Source organism: Arthrobacter sp. NPDC093128 (assembly GCF_040683875.1).
GTDB lineage: Bacteria > Actinomycetota > Actinomycetes > Actinomycetales > Micrococcaceae > Arthrobacter.
The window spans coordinates 61906-74757 of sequence record NZ_JBFBEY010000016.1 but is presented as its reverse complement, the minus strand read 5'-3'; the positions used below and the strand labels follow the sequence as shown (position 1 = coordinate 74757).

The window sequence follows — 12852 nt, the reverse complement described above, 5'->3', positions numbered from 1 at the left end:
GACATTGATGCCGGACGCACGCCAGTGGCAGCAGCGGTCCGGGCGACATTAAGCCCAATGTTACTCGTGAGTAACTTAGCTGGCAAGGACCCCTGCTGCCGTTCTGTCCTGCCCTTGAAAATCATGCGATGAGGGCGAGCTGGCCTGACGCCCCGCGGCTAACGCCCGCGGCTAACTCCCGGCGGCGGGAGCGGCCTTGGGTTCCTTCGGAGGCAGCGGCTGCGGATTGAGGAACGCCGAGGTGATCAGGGGCGCCGTCAGGTCGATCTGCCACGGGCGGGCGCCGAGTTCACTGAGCTCTTCGGCGATTGCTTCTTCGCTGAGCTCCACGGGCGGACGCCAGGCCACGCGACGCAGGAAGTCGGGCGTGAGCAGGTTCTCGACGGGAAGGTTCAGTTCATCGGCTTTGTCCTGCAGCAGCGGCCTGGCAGTCGACAGCCGTTCGGCAGCCGCCGCGTCCCGGTCGGCCCAGACGCGCGGCGGTGGCGGCGCGTTCGTGGGCAGATGCAGCGGCGGCAGTTCCTCCATAGTCCGGGCAGTGGCGATACACCGCAGCCAGCGGGGCGCCTCCCGTTGTGCGGCCCGGCCGTGGAAGCCTTTGGTGCCCAGCAGCTGCGGCACGGTGGCGGGCATGGCCTTGGCGGCGGCCACAAGCGAAGAATCCGGGATGAGCCGGCCGGGGGCAACGTCGCGCTTGCGGGCCAGGGAATCGCGTTCCAGCCACAGTTCGCGGACCGCGGCCAGCTGGCGGCGGTCCCGGATCTGGTGTAGCCCGGAGGTCTTGCGCCAGGGATCCACCCGGGGAGGGGCAAGCCCGGCCGCGAGGATGGCCGCAAACTCCTGTTCGGCGTATTCAAGCTTTCCGTCGGCCTGGAGCAGCTCGATGAGCTCCTCGCGCAGTTCCGTGAGGACCTCGACGTCCAGGGCCGCGTACCGCAGCCAGGGTTCGGGCAGCGGGCGCGTGGACCAGTCGGCAGCGGAATGTTCCTTCGCGAGTCCGAAGCCGAGCAGCTGCTCGATGACGGCCGCGAGGCCTACCCGCGGCAGCCCGGCCAGCCGGGCAGCCAGTTCTGTATCGAACAGTTTGTGCGGCCACATGCCCAGCTCGGAAAGGCACGGAAGGTCCTGGCTCGCTGCGTGCAGGATCCATTCGACGCCGTCAAGGGCATCGTTAATGATCTGCAGGTCCCCGAAGGGTTCCGGATCGATGAGCCAGGTTCCTGAGCCTTCGCGCCGGATCTGGACCAGGAAGGCACGCTGTCCGTAGCGGAAGCCGGAGGCACGTTCCGCGTCCACGCCGGCCGGACCTGTCCCGGCGGCGATGGCGGCTGCGCAGCGTTCCAGGCCGGCAGGGGTTTCAATAACGAGCGGCACTCCGTCGCGGGGGGCATCGAGGTCGATGACCTCGGGGACCAGGCTGTCGAAGCCTTCAACCGTGATGTGGGGAGTAATGTCAGCAGCCGGGACGCCGGCCGTGGTGTGTTCCGGATTTTGAGGGGTCATGATGCCTTCAGTTTACCGACATCGCGCTGAAGGGCGTCCCGCCGTGGCCAGCCATGGTCAGTTGCGCCGCCTGCGGGGCAGGGCGGTCACGCCCTCCGGCAGTGGGGGGAGCCCGGCGAAGGTGCAGACCATGTCCGACCACGCTTCCAAATGGGACCGGATATCCGGTCCGGCCGGCGTCCAGGAGGCCCGCAATTCGATGTCGATCGAACCAGGCCGGTCCGAGAGGGTGCCGAAGCTCTCTGACAGGACCCTGGTGGCCGTTCCGCCCGCCGCCCGGTAGGGTGCCCGGTGGTTCTCCAGCGCTTCGACGAGCCAGGCCCACGCCACCGAGCCGAGCATTTCGTCGTTTCCCATTTCCGGCTCCAGCTGGGCGCGGATGTAGGTCACGATCCGGAACTCCCCGTCCCACACCGCTGATCCGTCGGGGTCGTAGAGGAGGATGAAGCGGCCGGTAGCGAGTTCTTCGTTGTCATCGTCGACGGTGCCGGCGGCGCGGACGAGCGCCGCGGAAACCGGCCCGTGCACTGCTGCCGGGGCCGGGTGCGGGACTGGCCCGATGACCTCAGCGCCAAGGGCCACCGCAAAGGGTGCCAGCCTTGAGGGCGCGGGGATCTCGTCCAGGTGCAGCTCACTGCGGCACCGTGCTTTTCGAAGGGATCCCAACGCGGTAAGGAACTCCGCGGGAACCTGGTCGAGTGCGTTCACATTCGCAGGTTACGCAAGATGTGGCGCCGATCCCGGCAGGCTCGCCGCCCCGGACACCCGCTCAACCGGCCGCCAGCTCCCGCTTGATGGCGGCGACGAACGAATCCACGTCCTCTTCGCTCGTGTCGAACGAGCACATCCAGCGCACTTCCCGGGCGGCTTCGTTCCAGTCGTAGAAGCGGAAGGATTCCCGCAGCCGGTCCGCAACGCCCTCGGGCAGGATGGCGAACACTCCGTTGGATTCCGTCTTCTGGGTGGGCTCCACGCCGTCGATCGCGTCCACGGCAGCGCGCAGCCGGGCAGCCATGGCGTTGGCGTGCCTGGCTGACCGCAGCCACAGGTCGCCCTCGAGCAGCGCGATGAACTGGGCGGACATGAACCTCATTTTGGAGGCCAGCTGCATGTTCATCTTGCGCAGGTACACCAGGCCGTTGGCGGCCTCCGGGTTCAGTGCCACCACCACCTCGCCGAACAGCAGCCCGTTCTTGGTGCCGCCGAACGAGAGGATGTCCACACCGGCGTCGCGCGTGAACGCCCGCAGCGGCACGTCGAGGTGGGCTGCTGCGTTCGCCAGCCGGGCGCCGTCCATGTGGAGCTTCATGCCCTTGGCATGGACGTGGTCGGCGATCGCGCGGACCTCTTCGGGTGTGTAGCAGGTGCCAAGCTCGGTGGTCTGGGTGATGGATACGGCCAGTGGCTGCGCGCGGTGTTCGTCGCCCCAGCCCCAGGCTTCCCTGTCGATCAGCTCCGGCGTGAGCTTGCCGTCGGCGGTGGGGACCTGGAGCAGCTTGATGCCGCCGATCCGTTCGGGCGCTCCGTTCTCGTCCATGTTGATGTGCGCCGTCGACGCGCAGATCACTGCGCCCCAGCGGGGAAGCAGGGACTGGAGGGAGAGTACGTTGGCTCCGGTTCCGTTGAAGACCGGGAAGCATTCGATGCCTGCGCCGAAGTGCCCTTCCATCAGAACCTGCAGCCGTGCGGTGTAATCGTCTTCGCCGTAGGAGACCTGGTGCCCCTCGTTGGCTGCTGCCAGGGCCGTCAGGACTTCGGGGTGGACGCCTGAGTAGTTGTCGGAGGCGAAGCCCCGGACGGCGGGGTCATGGAGCCGTGCCGCGGTGGCGGCAGGGGCAGTTTCAACTGTGGTTGTCATCGCTTTGGTCACGCTTTCAGTCTAGGGATGTCCGCGGTCAACGGCTAAGGAGCAGCCGCTGGCCGTTCAGTTCCGCCGCGGGGGCGGTGAAGAGTCCGACGGCGGCGGCGGCCAGGTCCGCAACGTCGGTATAGCCGGGGAAGCTGCGGCCGGGGGACTTCGCGCGCATTCCGGGGTCCACGAGGCCTCTGACGACAAAGATGACCGCGGCGCCGTGCTGTTCGCCGCTCCCGCTGCGGGATTCCGTGCTGAAGCCCTCGGCCACCGCCAGGGTCCAGGCTTCGGCGGCGGCCTTGGCCGCAACGTAGCTGGCGCCGGCCGCCGTCGGGGTGGCTACTGCCGTGGAGGTAACCATGGCAAAACGGCCGGTGTCGGAGGCCGCTAGGTCGTCGTAGAACACCCGCGTCACATTCCTCAGGGTGGTGATGGCGCCGCGTTCCAGGAAGTCCCAGTCCTCGTCAGTCTGGTCCGTGATGCCGCTGGCGCCGCGCCAGCCGCCCACGAGGTGGATGACGCCGTCGACCCTTCCGGCCCTGCCGGAAATCGTGGCGTGCAGTGCCCTGACATCCGGCAGGCTGGCGAGGTCGCAGGGCAGCGGAACGACGCCGTCACCTGCTTCCGCAGCGGCAGCCCCGATCCGGGGCCCGTCCGAACCGACCGTGAAGACCGTATGGCCGGCTTCGCGCAATGCACGTGCAGTGGCGATCCCGGACGGTCCGCTGCCGCCGGTGACCACAACGTTTAATGGGCGTCCGGCACTCATCCGGCGTTCAGTGCCCGGGTGGAGCCGCCGTCGTCCGTCGCTGCTCCGGTGTCCGACGTCCCTGTGATGCCGGCCGTGGATTCGATGACCGGGCGCATCTTCTTTTCGAGTGCCTCGTAGAACATGGACAGCGGGAATTCGTCGTCGAGCACCTGGTCCGTCAGGCCGCGCGGCGGTCCGTCCAGCGGGAGGGCAGCGGGCCCCTTGGCCCAGACGGAGGCCGGGTGGGGTGTGACTGTTCCGGAAATCAGCTCGTAGGCCGCGAGCCAGTGGGCCGCCTTGGGGCGGTCGATCGAGCGCCAGTACAGCTCCTCGATCCGGGCGCCGAGCTCCACCACCACGTCGGCAGCCTCATCCCAGTCGATGCTGAGCTTGCTGTCGGTCCAGTGCAGGACACGGTGCTGGTGCATCCAGGCAAACAGCAGCTGTCCGCCGAGGCCGTCATAGTTGCGGACCCGGCTGCCGGTGATGGCGAAGCGGAAGATCCGGTCGAAGATGACGGCGTACTGGACCAGCTTGGCGTGTCGGCGCGCTTCCGGGTCGGCGTCTTCGTCCTTTTCGATCTTCACGGATTCCCGGAAGGCCGTCAGGTCGCAGCGGAGTTCCTCCAGGGAGTACAGGAAGAAGGGCATGCGCTGCTTGATCATGAAGGGATCAAACGGCAGGTCGCCGCGCATGTGCGTGCGGTCGTGGATGAGGTCCCACATCACGAAGGTTTCCTGGGTGAGCTTCTGGTTTTCGAGGAGCTCCGCGGCTTCGGCCGGCAGTTCCAGGCGGGTGATGTCGGCGGCCGCCCGGAGGACCCGGCGGAAGCGGGCGGCCTCGCGGTCCGCAAAGATGGCGCCCCACGTGAAGGTGGGCGTTTCCCGGACCGCGACGGTTTCCGGGAACAGCACGGCCGAGTTGGTGTTGTAGCCCGGGGTGAAGTCCAGGAACCGGATCGGAACGAACAGCTTGTTGGAGTATTCGCCCTCCTCGAGGCCGGCTATGAACTCCGGCCAGATGACCTCGATGAGGACGGCCTCGACGAGGCGGCTGCTGCTGCCGTTCTGCGTGTACATGGGGAAAACGACCAGGTGCCGCAGTCCGTTGATCCGGTGCTGCTGCGGCTGGAAGGCGAGCAGCGAATCCAGGAAATCCGGCACGCCGAAGCCGCCGGCGGCCCACCGGCCGAAGTCGCGGACGAGGAGTTCAAGGTACCGGGCGTCGTGCGGGAACTCAGGGGAGAGGGCCTCCACCGCTGCGGTGATAGTGCTGACATGTCCGGCTGCGGCCACATGCTCAGCGGCGTCGGGCACCGACCCGTCCTGGGCCTGGAGAGCCTGCAGGGCGGTGGCGGCGGCCTTGAGCCGCACCCACTCCGGGTGGTTTTCGGTGAGCGGGGCGGGGGCGGTGAGAGCGGTCGTAGTCATCGTCGGCGATCGCCTTTCTGGTTGCTTGGAGCTTCTACGGCGAGCGTAGCAAGCAAACAGATCCTCTAATGCAAAATATGCCTGAGCATAAGTAAGTCTTGGGCAAGTGGCTCATGAAGCCCGCCCCAGCTACAGCGGTGGGCGTGGCTGCCTGGCGGAACGGACTACTTGGCGGAGTCGTCCGCCGTAACCAGCTTCAGCGAGACGGAGTTGATGCAGAAGCGCTGGTCTGTGGGGGTGCCGTAACCCTCGCCCTCGAACACGTGGCCCAGATGGGAATCGCAGTTGGCGCAGCGGACCTCCACCCGGTCCATGCCCATGGTCCGGTCATGGATGTAGCGGACGGTGCCGTCTGCAAGCGGGGCCCAGAATGACGGCCAGCCACAGTGGGAATCAAACTTTTCATTGCTGGTGAACAGTTCCGCACCGCAGGCGCGGCAGTTGTAGACACCCGCCGTGTGCGTATCCCAGTATTCGCCCGTGTAGGGACGCTCGGTCCCGGCCTGGCGGAGCACCCGGTATTCCTCCGGAGTTAGCTCCCGGCGCCATTCCTCGTCTGTCTTTTCAACCGGCGGAGTGGCGTTTTCGGTTCCGGATGCGGCGTCGGGGGACGGGACGGGCGCGACTTTTGGCCTGTTGCTAAAGATGCTCATAGCTTCAACAACGCTCAGGAGTCCCCGATAAATCCCGAACCTGCGTACAGGTGCAGCACGGGCAGTCCCAGCTGGTCCTGGGCCTTGTTGGCCCAGTCGGTGTGGAAGGTGTCCGCGATGGCGTGCGGGCGGGTAATAACGACAGCCTGGCCTGCTCCGAGTTCCTTGACCTTGGCCACCAGGCCCTGGACGGCGCCCCCGTCCACTACTTCGCCGGTAACCCCGCTGCCGATCCCGGCCAGCGCGTTGAGCGACACCGCCAGGGTCTCGGCGGCGGCGGCCCGTTCGGATGCAGGGTCCGGGGAATGCGAGCTCAGCTCCCGGAACGCCTTCGCGACGTCCAACAGGGACAGGTTTTCGAGGAAGTCCACCAGGAGGTGCCGTTCGGTGTTGGCCGGCACCAGCACGACCAGGGGCGCGTCACCCCCGTCCACCAGGCGTTCGATGTTCACGCGGTCGTCCGCACCCAGCGGCTCTTCTGTCAGAATGACGATTGGATCGCTCATGTCCTCAGCCTAGTCCCGGCCTGACCTTCCCGCACGGATTTCGTCCGGGAGGGCCCGCAGCAGTAAGAATGGATCCATGGCATCCATTCCGGGGCTGCGCCCGGCCACCACAGCGAATCCGCCCCTGGCAACGGGTAAGGCACCGGCCACCCCTGAAGCCGGCATGTCCTCGAGCGCCAAGTGGGCCCTGGGGGGCGTCATCGCAGGAGGAGCCGCCGCTGGCCTGCTGGGTGCCGGATCCTCGGCGCTCGCCCTTTACTTTGCCCGGCGGGTCATCACTCCGGTGCGGGTCCGGGACGAGAACCAGGAGGTGCTGGCTGTCATCCGTGCCCCCGGCGGCCTCCAGGTCATCCTTGCTGCGACAGATGACGCCACCGTGCAGGGCGTCTACGGGCTGTTTTTCGACGGCGGCCGCGGCCACGCACGGATCGGCAGGATCATTTCGTACTCACCTGCGGAACGCACCGTCCTGCGCGAGGTCGAAGCGGTCTATGCCGGCGACCTCACCACCGCCCGCCGCGGCTACTGGAGCGGCGCCGCCTACCCGGATGCGGCTTCCATCGGACTGTCGGCCGAGGATGTACAGATTGACGTTGAAGGCGGGACCGCGCCGGCCTGGCTGGTGCGCGGGGCGCCGTCGTCGGACATCTGGGCCATCATGGTCCACGGCCGCGGCGCCAGCCGGCAGGAATGCCTGCGCGCCCTGCGGCCGGCACAGGAGCTTGGCATGACAAGCCTGGTTATCTCTTACCGCAACGACGGCCTGGCGCCGTCGGCCCCCGACGGGCGCTACGGCCTGGGCTCCACCGAATGGCGCGACGTCGAGGCAGCGATCAGCTTCGCCGTCGCCAATGGCGCAAAGGAAGTGGTGCTGTTTGGCTGGTCCATGGGAGGCGCGATCTGTTTGCAGACGGCCGACCTCTCCCGGCACCACCAGCGTATCCGGGCCATGGTGCTGGACGCGCCGGTGGTGGACTGGGTCAATGTCCTGGCGCACCATGCGCAGCTGAACCGCATCCCGTCCGCGGTGGGACGCTACGGGCAGCTGATGATGAGCCACCCGCTGGGCCGCCGCCTGACCGGGCTGGCGGCACCGGTGGACCTGAAGTCGATGGACTGGATCTCCCGGGCCGTGGAACTCAGGACCCCCACGCTGATCCTGCATAGTGTCGACGACGAATATGTCCCCTACGGACCTTCAGCAACCATCGCGGAGAAAAACCCGGAGATGGTCACCTTCGAGACCTTCCGGGACGCCCGGCACACCAAGGAATGGAATGTCGATCCGGAGCGCTGGGAAGGCCTGGTCACCGCGTGGCTGCGGCGGCAGCTGGCCCCGCGGGCCAATCCGGGTTCCCGCTCCCGGGAGAGCGATGACGCCGGACCGCGCCCCGCAACGGACGCCCCCGGGACAACCGCCGGCCCTGCCGCTAACGGTCCGGAGTAGCTTTCGGCCCGGTCCCGATGCGGGCCGTAACTGCACCGGTGAGCCGCACCAGGTGGTCCGGACCCAGCTCTATGTCCAGGCCGCGCCGGCCGCCGGAGACCAGGATGCTGTCCTGGCCCACGGCGCTCTCATCCAGGACCGTGGGGGAAGGCTGGCGCTGGCCCAGCGGGGAAATCCCGCCCAGCACATAGCCGGTCCTGCGCTGGGCCGTGGCCGGATCCGCCATGGCGGCCTTCTTGCCGCCGAGAGCAGCGGCTATGGCTTTCAGGTCAAGGTTTCCGTTGACCGGGACGATCCCCACCGCGAGCCTGCCGTCGACCTCCACCATGAGCGTCTTGAAGACCTTGGCCGGATCCACGCCCAGTACCTCGGCGGCCTCCAAGCCGTAGCTGGCGGCTGAGGGGTCGTGGGCGTACGGATGCAGCACAAAAGGAACGCCGGCTGCAGCGAGTGCTGCTGTAGCCGGCGTTCCCTGGGACACCTGTTTGCGTGCCACGCTGCCTGGGCCTTCCGGCTCAGGCTTTAAGTGCGGCGGAGGCCGCGACCTTGCGCTTGATTCGACCCAGCATGGCTGTCATGCCCCGCATACGCAGGGGAGTGATGGCACGCGTGAGCCCCAGGAGCTCAGGCATGTCGTCCGGGACCGCCAGGATCTCGGGGGCCGTCAGGCCGTCGAGTCCCTCGTGCAGGACACCGGCGAAGCCGCGGGTGGTGGGGGCTTCCGGCGGCGCCTTGAAGAACAGCCGGAAGTTTTCCGGTGAACCGGCATCCGGCCGTTCCGTCTCAATGGTCAGGAACAGGGGCGACTGGCACTCCACGACCTGCTCCAGCAGTTCCGGATGGTCCTTCAACCGGTCCGGAAGCTCAGGGAGCCCCTGCGAGAACTCCAGCAGCAATTGCAGCCGCTCGGGTTCGGTAAGGGCCTGGAAGTCGTCAACTATTTCCGCCAGTGCGGCGGGAAGGGCTTGGTTACTCATCGAGTCCAGTTTACGCCGGTACCGTGCCGCGCTCGGTACCCTTGGCGATCGGCACGCGAACGGCGTTACCCCACTCGGTCCATGAGCCGTCATAGTTACGCACGGTGTCGAAGCCCAGCAGGTACTTCAGGGCGAACCAGGTGTGGCTGGAACGCTCGCCGATGCGGCAGTACGCCACGACGTCGTCGCCCGCTGTGAGGCCGGCTTCGCCGAGGTAGAGGGCTTCCAGTTCGCCCCGGTTGCGGTATGTGCCGTCGCCGGCCGCCGCGCGGGCCCAGGGTATCGAGGCAGCCGTCGGGATGTGGCCGCCGCGCAGGGCGCCCTCCTCGGGGTACGCAGGCATGTGGGTGCGTTGGCCGGTGTATTCCTCGGGGGAGCGGACGTCGATCAGCGGCTTGCCGAAGTGCGCCAGCACGTCTTCCTTGAAAGCGCGGATCGGGGCATCGTTGCGCTCCACCTCAGGGTATTCGGCGGGGGAGGGGAGAGTGACGTCCGTGGTCAGCTTGTGGCCTTCGGCGATCCACTTGTCACGGCCGCCGTCAAGCAGGCGGACGTCCTCGTGGCCGAAGAGCGTGAAGACCCAAAGGGCGTAGGCGGCCCACCAGTTGGACTTGTCGCCGTAGATGACCACGGTGGAGTCACGGGAGATGCCCTTGGCAGCCGCAAGGGCCGCAAACGCCTTGCCGTCAACATAGTCGCGGGTGACCTCGTCGTTCAGGTCGGTGTGCCAGTCGATCTTGACGGCGCCCGGGATATGGCCGGTTTCGTAGAGCAGGACATCCTCATCGGACTCGACCACCACGAGTTTGCCGTCGGCGACGGCGCCGTTTTCAATGGCCTCTGCGAGCCATTCGGTGGACACAAGGCGTTCCGGGTTCGCGTACTCGGCGAACTTTTCATTCTGTTCAACGGGGTAGGACATAGGGATGGCCTTTCACTGAAACGGTCAGGGGACCCATGCCGCCGGGAGGCGTCGCTGCGGCCGGGCCAGTTCCAACACTAGCCACGCCCCGGCGGTATTGCTCCCCTGCGTTCACAGAGGGAAATATGGCCTTCGTCACGTGGACTCTCCGCCCTATGAAGCCGGCGCCGCATTGCCGGTATCCTTTCTGGGGACACGAGACCAGCAGAACGGACCACCTTGGTACAGATCGAACAGCTCTCCGCGCGGACACCGGCGGTTTCCGTGGATGAACTCCTCAAGGGCTTTTATCCCTCGTCGCGCTTCGGGGAGGTTTCCTTCGGCAGCTACCGGCCGGACCCCTCACAGCCCAGCCAGGCCGGAGCAGTGACCGCGCTGTCGTCCTTCGCGGACGGTGTCGGAGCCAACGGCAGTTCCGGTCTGTTCAAGAAGCTGTTTGCGAAGAAGGACAATTCCCGCGCGGGCATCTACCTCGACGGCGGTTTTGGCGTGGGCAAGACCCACCTCCTGGCGTCCCTGTGGCACGCGTCCCCGGGCCCCAAGGCTTTCGGCACGTTCGTTGAATACACCAACCTCGTCGGCGCGCTCTCGTTCCGCAAGACGGTGGAAGCCCTCAGCCACTACAAGCTGGTGTGCATCGATGAGTTCGAGCTCGACGATCCGGGCGACACGGTCCTGATGTCCCGGCTGATGCGGGAACTGGCCGACGCCGGCGTCAAGCTCGCCGCGACCTCGAACACGCTTCCAGGGTCGCTCGGCGACGGACGTTTCGCCGCCGTCGACTTCCAGCGCGAGATCCAGGTGCTGGCAGACCAGTTCGACGTCGTCAGGATCGACGGCGAGGATTTCCGCCACCGCGGACTCCCGGCAGCGCCGGCGCCCCTGAAGAACGAAGACCTGACGCACCACATGCAGGCGGAGTTCCACGGCAAGACGGTGGCCCGGGATGACTTCAAGACCCTGATCAACCATCTTGCTGGTGTCCACCCCAGCCGGTACCGGCAGCTCCTGGCCGGGATCGAAGGCGTGGTGTGGCGTGACGTCGAAACCATTACCGAGCAGGCCGTTGCCCTGCGGTTCGTGGTGCTGGCGGACCGGCTCTATGACAAGGATGTCCCCATCCTTGCCAGCGGCGTCCCCTTTGACCAGCTCTTCACCGACGAGATGATGACCGGCGGCTACACCAAGAAGTACTACCGGGCGGTTTCCCGGCTGACGGCACTGGCCCGCGAGGGGCAGAACCACGAACCGTCCTAGCCGTTGAACGCGGCCGTTGAATACGGCCCTTGAACCCGCCCTTGAACGCCGCGCCTAGGCACATCCTTTAAACGCCAAAGGTGCCGGCGCCGCCTCACGGCGGGACCGGCACCTCGCTGACGTTCCTGGGTTAGAGGCCCTGCTGCCGGGGTTCCCCGGCTACAGGTGGCTCTCCGGCGACGGGAGGTTCTTCGACAGGAGCCGTGTCCGGCTTCGGGTCGACCTTGTCCACGAGGCCGGTTGCGCCCTTCTGGACGGTATCGATCTTGTCGGCGTACTTTCCGCCGGTCTTTGAGTCGATGAAATCACCGGCTTTATCGATGCCGTCCTTGATGGCCTGTTCATTGCCACCGACCAGTCGCTGAGCCTTGCCCTTCAGATCGTCAAGAATACCCACGGGCACCTCCCTTCTGTCGCGGAGCCAGATCGCTCCTCCGCCTTCGATCCTAGCCCCGTACCCTGGGTGTGCCAAGGGCAGGGCCAGCGGCAGGGCCGACGGCAGGACAAGGGCCCGTCCAGGGCCTTGATGCCCTAATCAGGGTTGGGGCGGCGGATTCGGGCAACAAAAAAGCAGCTCCGGAGAGCTGCTTTGTGGTGGGCGATACTGGGATCGAACCAGTGACCTCTTCCGTGTCAGGGAAGCGCGCTACCGCTGCGCCAATCGCCCGCGCCCGGAAGAATCCGGCGGGAACATCCGGCGTGGCCGGGGTGTTGCGACATTAAAGAAAAGAGAGCGGACGACGAGATTCGAACTCGCGACATCCACCTTGGCAAGGTGGTGCTCTACCAGCTGAGCTACGTCCGCACATGAAGCACGTACCGGTGCGACCGGCCGTTCAACAACAAGCAAGTTTCCTTGCTCTGGTGGGCGATACTGGGATCGAACCAGTGACCTCTTCCGTGTCAGGGAAGCGCGCTACCGCTGCGCCAATCGCCCAAATGTTCTCCGGGGTTAACCGGAAACCAAGGTTTTCACCGAGGTGGGTACGGGATTCGAACCCGTGTATACGGCTTTGCAGGCCGCTGCCTCGCCTCTCGGCCAACCCACCGTGTAAGCCAGATTCCTGGGAATCTTTGCCTTGACAGTGTCCTGCGAGCGGACGACGAGATTCGAACTCGCGACATCCACCTTGGCAAGGTGGTGCTCTACCAGCTGAGCTACGTCCGCATTATTGTCAGCATTTCCGTGCCGCATTCGGCATTTCCTCGCGTTCCAACGAGTAAGAACTCTATAGGAGGTTCAGGGAACTTACAAATCGGGAGCGCGCCGACGACGTGCGATGGCTCCGCTTCCTTGAAATCTAGCGGATTTTACTAATTACAGGGGTGTAATTAGAGCGGGCGCCCCGACTGGTGTCACTCATGCTTAGGCGACGCAATCGGACGCTGCGCCGGCATCGAACGGCCCGATTTCCAAATGCCGCCGGGGTGGGCTAGCATTCAATGGCATTGGGGCGATTGGCGCAGTGGTAGCGCGCTTCGTTCACACCGAAGAGGTCACTGGTTCGAACCCAGTATCGCCCACCAATGAATGGCCCGTTCCGCTGAATCAGC

General features: G+C 66.1%; 13 protein-coding genes and 6 tRNA genes. 3 read left to right on the top strand and 16 right to left on the bottom strand.

Going from position 1 to position 12852, the window contains the following annotated elements; genetic code table 11:
* Window positions 1-171: 171 nt before the first annotated feature.
* From AB0N24_RS18875 to AB0N24_RS18845, 7 genes are all read right to left on the bottom strand, one after another.
* The gene (locus AB0N24_RS18875; protein WP_364127465.1) at window positions 172-1503 is read right to left on the bottom strand and encodes an HRDC domain-containing protein; all 1332 of its coding nucleotides are present in this window, start codon (window positions 1501-1503) and stop codon (window positions 172-174) included.
* Between the two features lie 57 nt (window positions 1504-1560).
* Window positions 1561-2211, bottom strand: a complete 651-nt coding sequence (locus tag AB0N24_RS18870; RefSeq protein WP_364127462.1) for a DUF3000 domain-containing protein — start codon at window positions 2209-2211, stop codon at window positions 1561-1563.
* Window positions 2212-2272: 61 nt separating this feature from the next.
* Window positions 2273-3361, bottom strand: a complete 1089-nt coding sequence (locus AB0N24_RS18865; protein WP_364127600.1) for a low specificity L-threonine aldolase — start codon at window positions 3359-3361, stop codon at window positions 2273-2275.
* A gap of 37 nt (window positions 3362-3398) precedes the next feature.
* Window positions 3399-4124 (bottom strand): SDR family oxidoreductase, encoded by a 726-nt coding sequence (locus tag AB0N24_RS18860; RefSeq protein WP_364127459.1) that lies wholly within the window; start codon window positions 4122-4124, stop codon window positions 3399-3401.
* On the bottom strand, window positions 4121-5536 hold the full coding sequence (locus AB0N24_RS18855; RefSeq protein ID WP_364127456.1) for a DUF6421 family protein: 1416 nt from the start codon (window positions 5534-5536) through the stop codon (window positions 4121-4123). The genes AB0N24_RS18860 and AB0N24_RS18855 overlap by 4 nt, the downstream gene beginning before the upstream one ends.
* 164 nt (window positions 5537-5700) lie before the next feature.
* The gene (msrB, locus tag AB0N24_RS18850) at window positions 5701-6189 is read right to left on the bottom strand and encodes a peptide-methionine (R)-S-oxide reductase MsrB (RefSeq protein ID WP_364127453.1); all 489 of its coding nucleotides are present in this window, start codon (window positions 6187-6189) and stop codon (window positions 5701-5703) included.
* Window positions 6190-6203: 14 nt separating this feature from the next.
* Window positions 6204-6695, bottom strand: coding sequence for a hypothetical protein (locus AB0N24_RS18845; protein ID WP_364127452.1), 492 nt, complete (start codon window positions 6693-6695; stop codon window positions 6204-6206).
* Between the two features lie 163 nt (window positions 6696-6858).
* On the opposite strand from AB0N24_RS18845, the gene AB0N24_RS18840 reads away from it, so the two are divergent.
* Entirely contained in the window at window positions 6859-8142 is a 1284-nt protein-coding gene (locus AB0N24_RS18840) for an alpha/beta fold hydrolase (protein WP_364127597.1), read from the top strand.
* Here AB0N24_RS18840 and ybaK read toward each other — a convergent pair.
* The 3 genes from ybaK to AB0N24_RS18825 are packed head-to-tail and all read right to left on the bottom strand — an operon-like array spanning window position 8126 to window position 10041.
* A complete protein-coding gene (ybaK, locus tag AB0N24_RS18835; protein WP_364127450.1) occupies window positions 8126-8638 on the bottom strand; it encodes a Cys-tRNA(Pro) deacylase in 513 nt (170 codons plus the stop codon). The two genes, AB0N24_RS18840 and ybaK, sit on opposite strands and share 17 nt — an antisense overlap.
* A 19-nt stretch (window positions 8639-8657) precedes the next feature.
* On the bottom strand, window positions 8658-9119 hold the full coding sequence (locus AB0N24_RS18830) for a SufE family protein (RefSeq protein ID WP_364127447.1): 462 nt from the start codon (window positions 9117-9119) through the stop codon (window positions 8658-8660).
* A 10-nt stretch (window positions 9120-9129) separates the two neighbouring features.
* Window positions 9130-10041, bottom strand: coding sequence for a sulfurtransferase (locus AB0N24_RS18825; RefSeq protein WP_364127444.1), 912 nt, complete (start codon window positions 10039-10041; stop codon window positions 9130-9132).
* A 219-nt stretch (window positions 10042-10260) separates the two neighbouring features.
* Between AB0N24_RS18825 and zapE the strand changes: the two genes are divergently transcribed.
* Window positions 10261-11298, top strand: a complete 1038-nt coding sequence (gene zapE / locus AB0N24_RS18820; RefSeq protein ID WP_364127441.1) for a cell division protein ZapE — start codon at window positions 10261-10263, stop codon at window positions 11296-11298.
* A 130-nt stretch (window positions 11299-11428) separates the two neighbouring features.
* Here the strand turns inward: zapE and AB0N24_RS18815 are convergent, their stop codons facing one another.
* From AB0N24_RS18815 to AB0N24_RS18790, 6 genes are all read right to left on the bottom strand, one after another.
* A complete protein-coding gene (locus AB0N24_RS18815; RefSeq protein ID WP_364127439.1) occupies window positions 11429-11695 on the bottom strand; it encodes an antitoxin in 267 nt (88 codons plus the stop codon).
* A 195-nt stretch (window positions 11696-11890) separates the two neighbouring features.
* A tRNA-Val gene (locus tag AB0N24_RS18810) sits at window positions 11891-11965 on the bottom strand.
* 65 nt (window positions 11966-12030) lie between these two features.
* Window positions 12031-12103 (bottom strand) — tRNA-Gly (locus tag AB0N24_RS18805).
* Between the two features lie 57 nt (window positions 12104-12160).
* Window positions 12161-12235, bottom strand: a tRNA-Val gene (locus tag AB0N24_RS18800).
* Between the two features lie 41 nt (window positions 12236-12276).
* Window positions 12277-12347: transfer RNA gene (locus AB0N24_RS18795), tRNA-Cys, on the bottom strand.
* Between the two features lie 46 nt (window positions 12348-12393).
* Window positions 12394-12466, bottom strand: a tRNA-Gly gene (locus tag AB0N24_RS18790).
* 284 nt (window positions 12467-12750) lie between these two features.
* On the opposite strand from AB0N24_RS18790, the gene AB0N24_RS18785 reads away from it, so the two are divergent.
* Window positions 12751-12825: transfer RNA gene (locus tag AB0N24_RS18785), tRNA-Val, on the top strand.
* The last annotated feature ends 27 nt before the right edge of the window (window positions 12826-12852 follow it).

What these genes read in the sequence shown, in the direction of transcription:
- AB0N24_RS18860 (WP_364127459.1), bottom strand. Translation starts at nt 4,124, where the DNA reads ATGAGTGCCGGACGCCCATTAAACGTTGTGGTCACCGGCGGCAGCGGA.
- AB0N24_RS18840 (WP_364127597.1), top strand. Translation starts at nt 6,859, where the DNA reads ATGTCCTCGAGCGCCAAGTGGGCCCTGGGGGGCGTCATCGCAGGAGGA.
- msrB (WP_364127453.1), bottom strand. Translation starts at nt 6,189, where the DNA reads ATGAGCATCTTTAGCAACAGGCCAAAAGTCGCGCCCGTCCCGTCCCCC.
- AB0N24_RS18875 (WP_364127465.1), bottom strand. Translation starts at nt 1,503, where the DNA reads ATGACCCCTCAAAATCCGGAACACACCACGGCCGGCGTCCCGGCTGCT.
- AB0N24_RS18855 (WP_364127456.1), bottom strand. Translation starts at nt 5,536, where the DNA reads ATGACTACGACCGCTCTCACCGCCCCCGCCCCGCTCACCGAAAACCAC.
- AB0N24_RS18830 (WP_364127447.1), bottom strand. Translation starts at nt 9,119, where the DNA reads ATGAGTAACCAAGCCCTTCCCGCCGCACTGGCGGAAATAGTTGACGAC.
- AB0N24_RS18825 (WP_364127444.1), bottom strand. Translation starts at nt 10,041, where the DNA reads ATGTCCTACCCCGTTGAACAGAATGAAAAGTTCGCCGAGTACGCGAAC.
- AB0N24_RS18845 (WP_364127452.1), bottom strand. Translation starts at nt 6,695, where the DNA reads ATGAGCGATCCAATCGTCATTCTGACAGAAGAGCCGCTGGGTGCGGAC.
- AB0N24_RS18865 (WP_364127600.1), bottom strand. Translation starts at nt 3,361, where the DNA reads ATGACAACCACAGTTGAAACTGCCCCTGCCGCCACCGCGGCACGGCTC.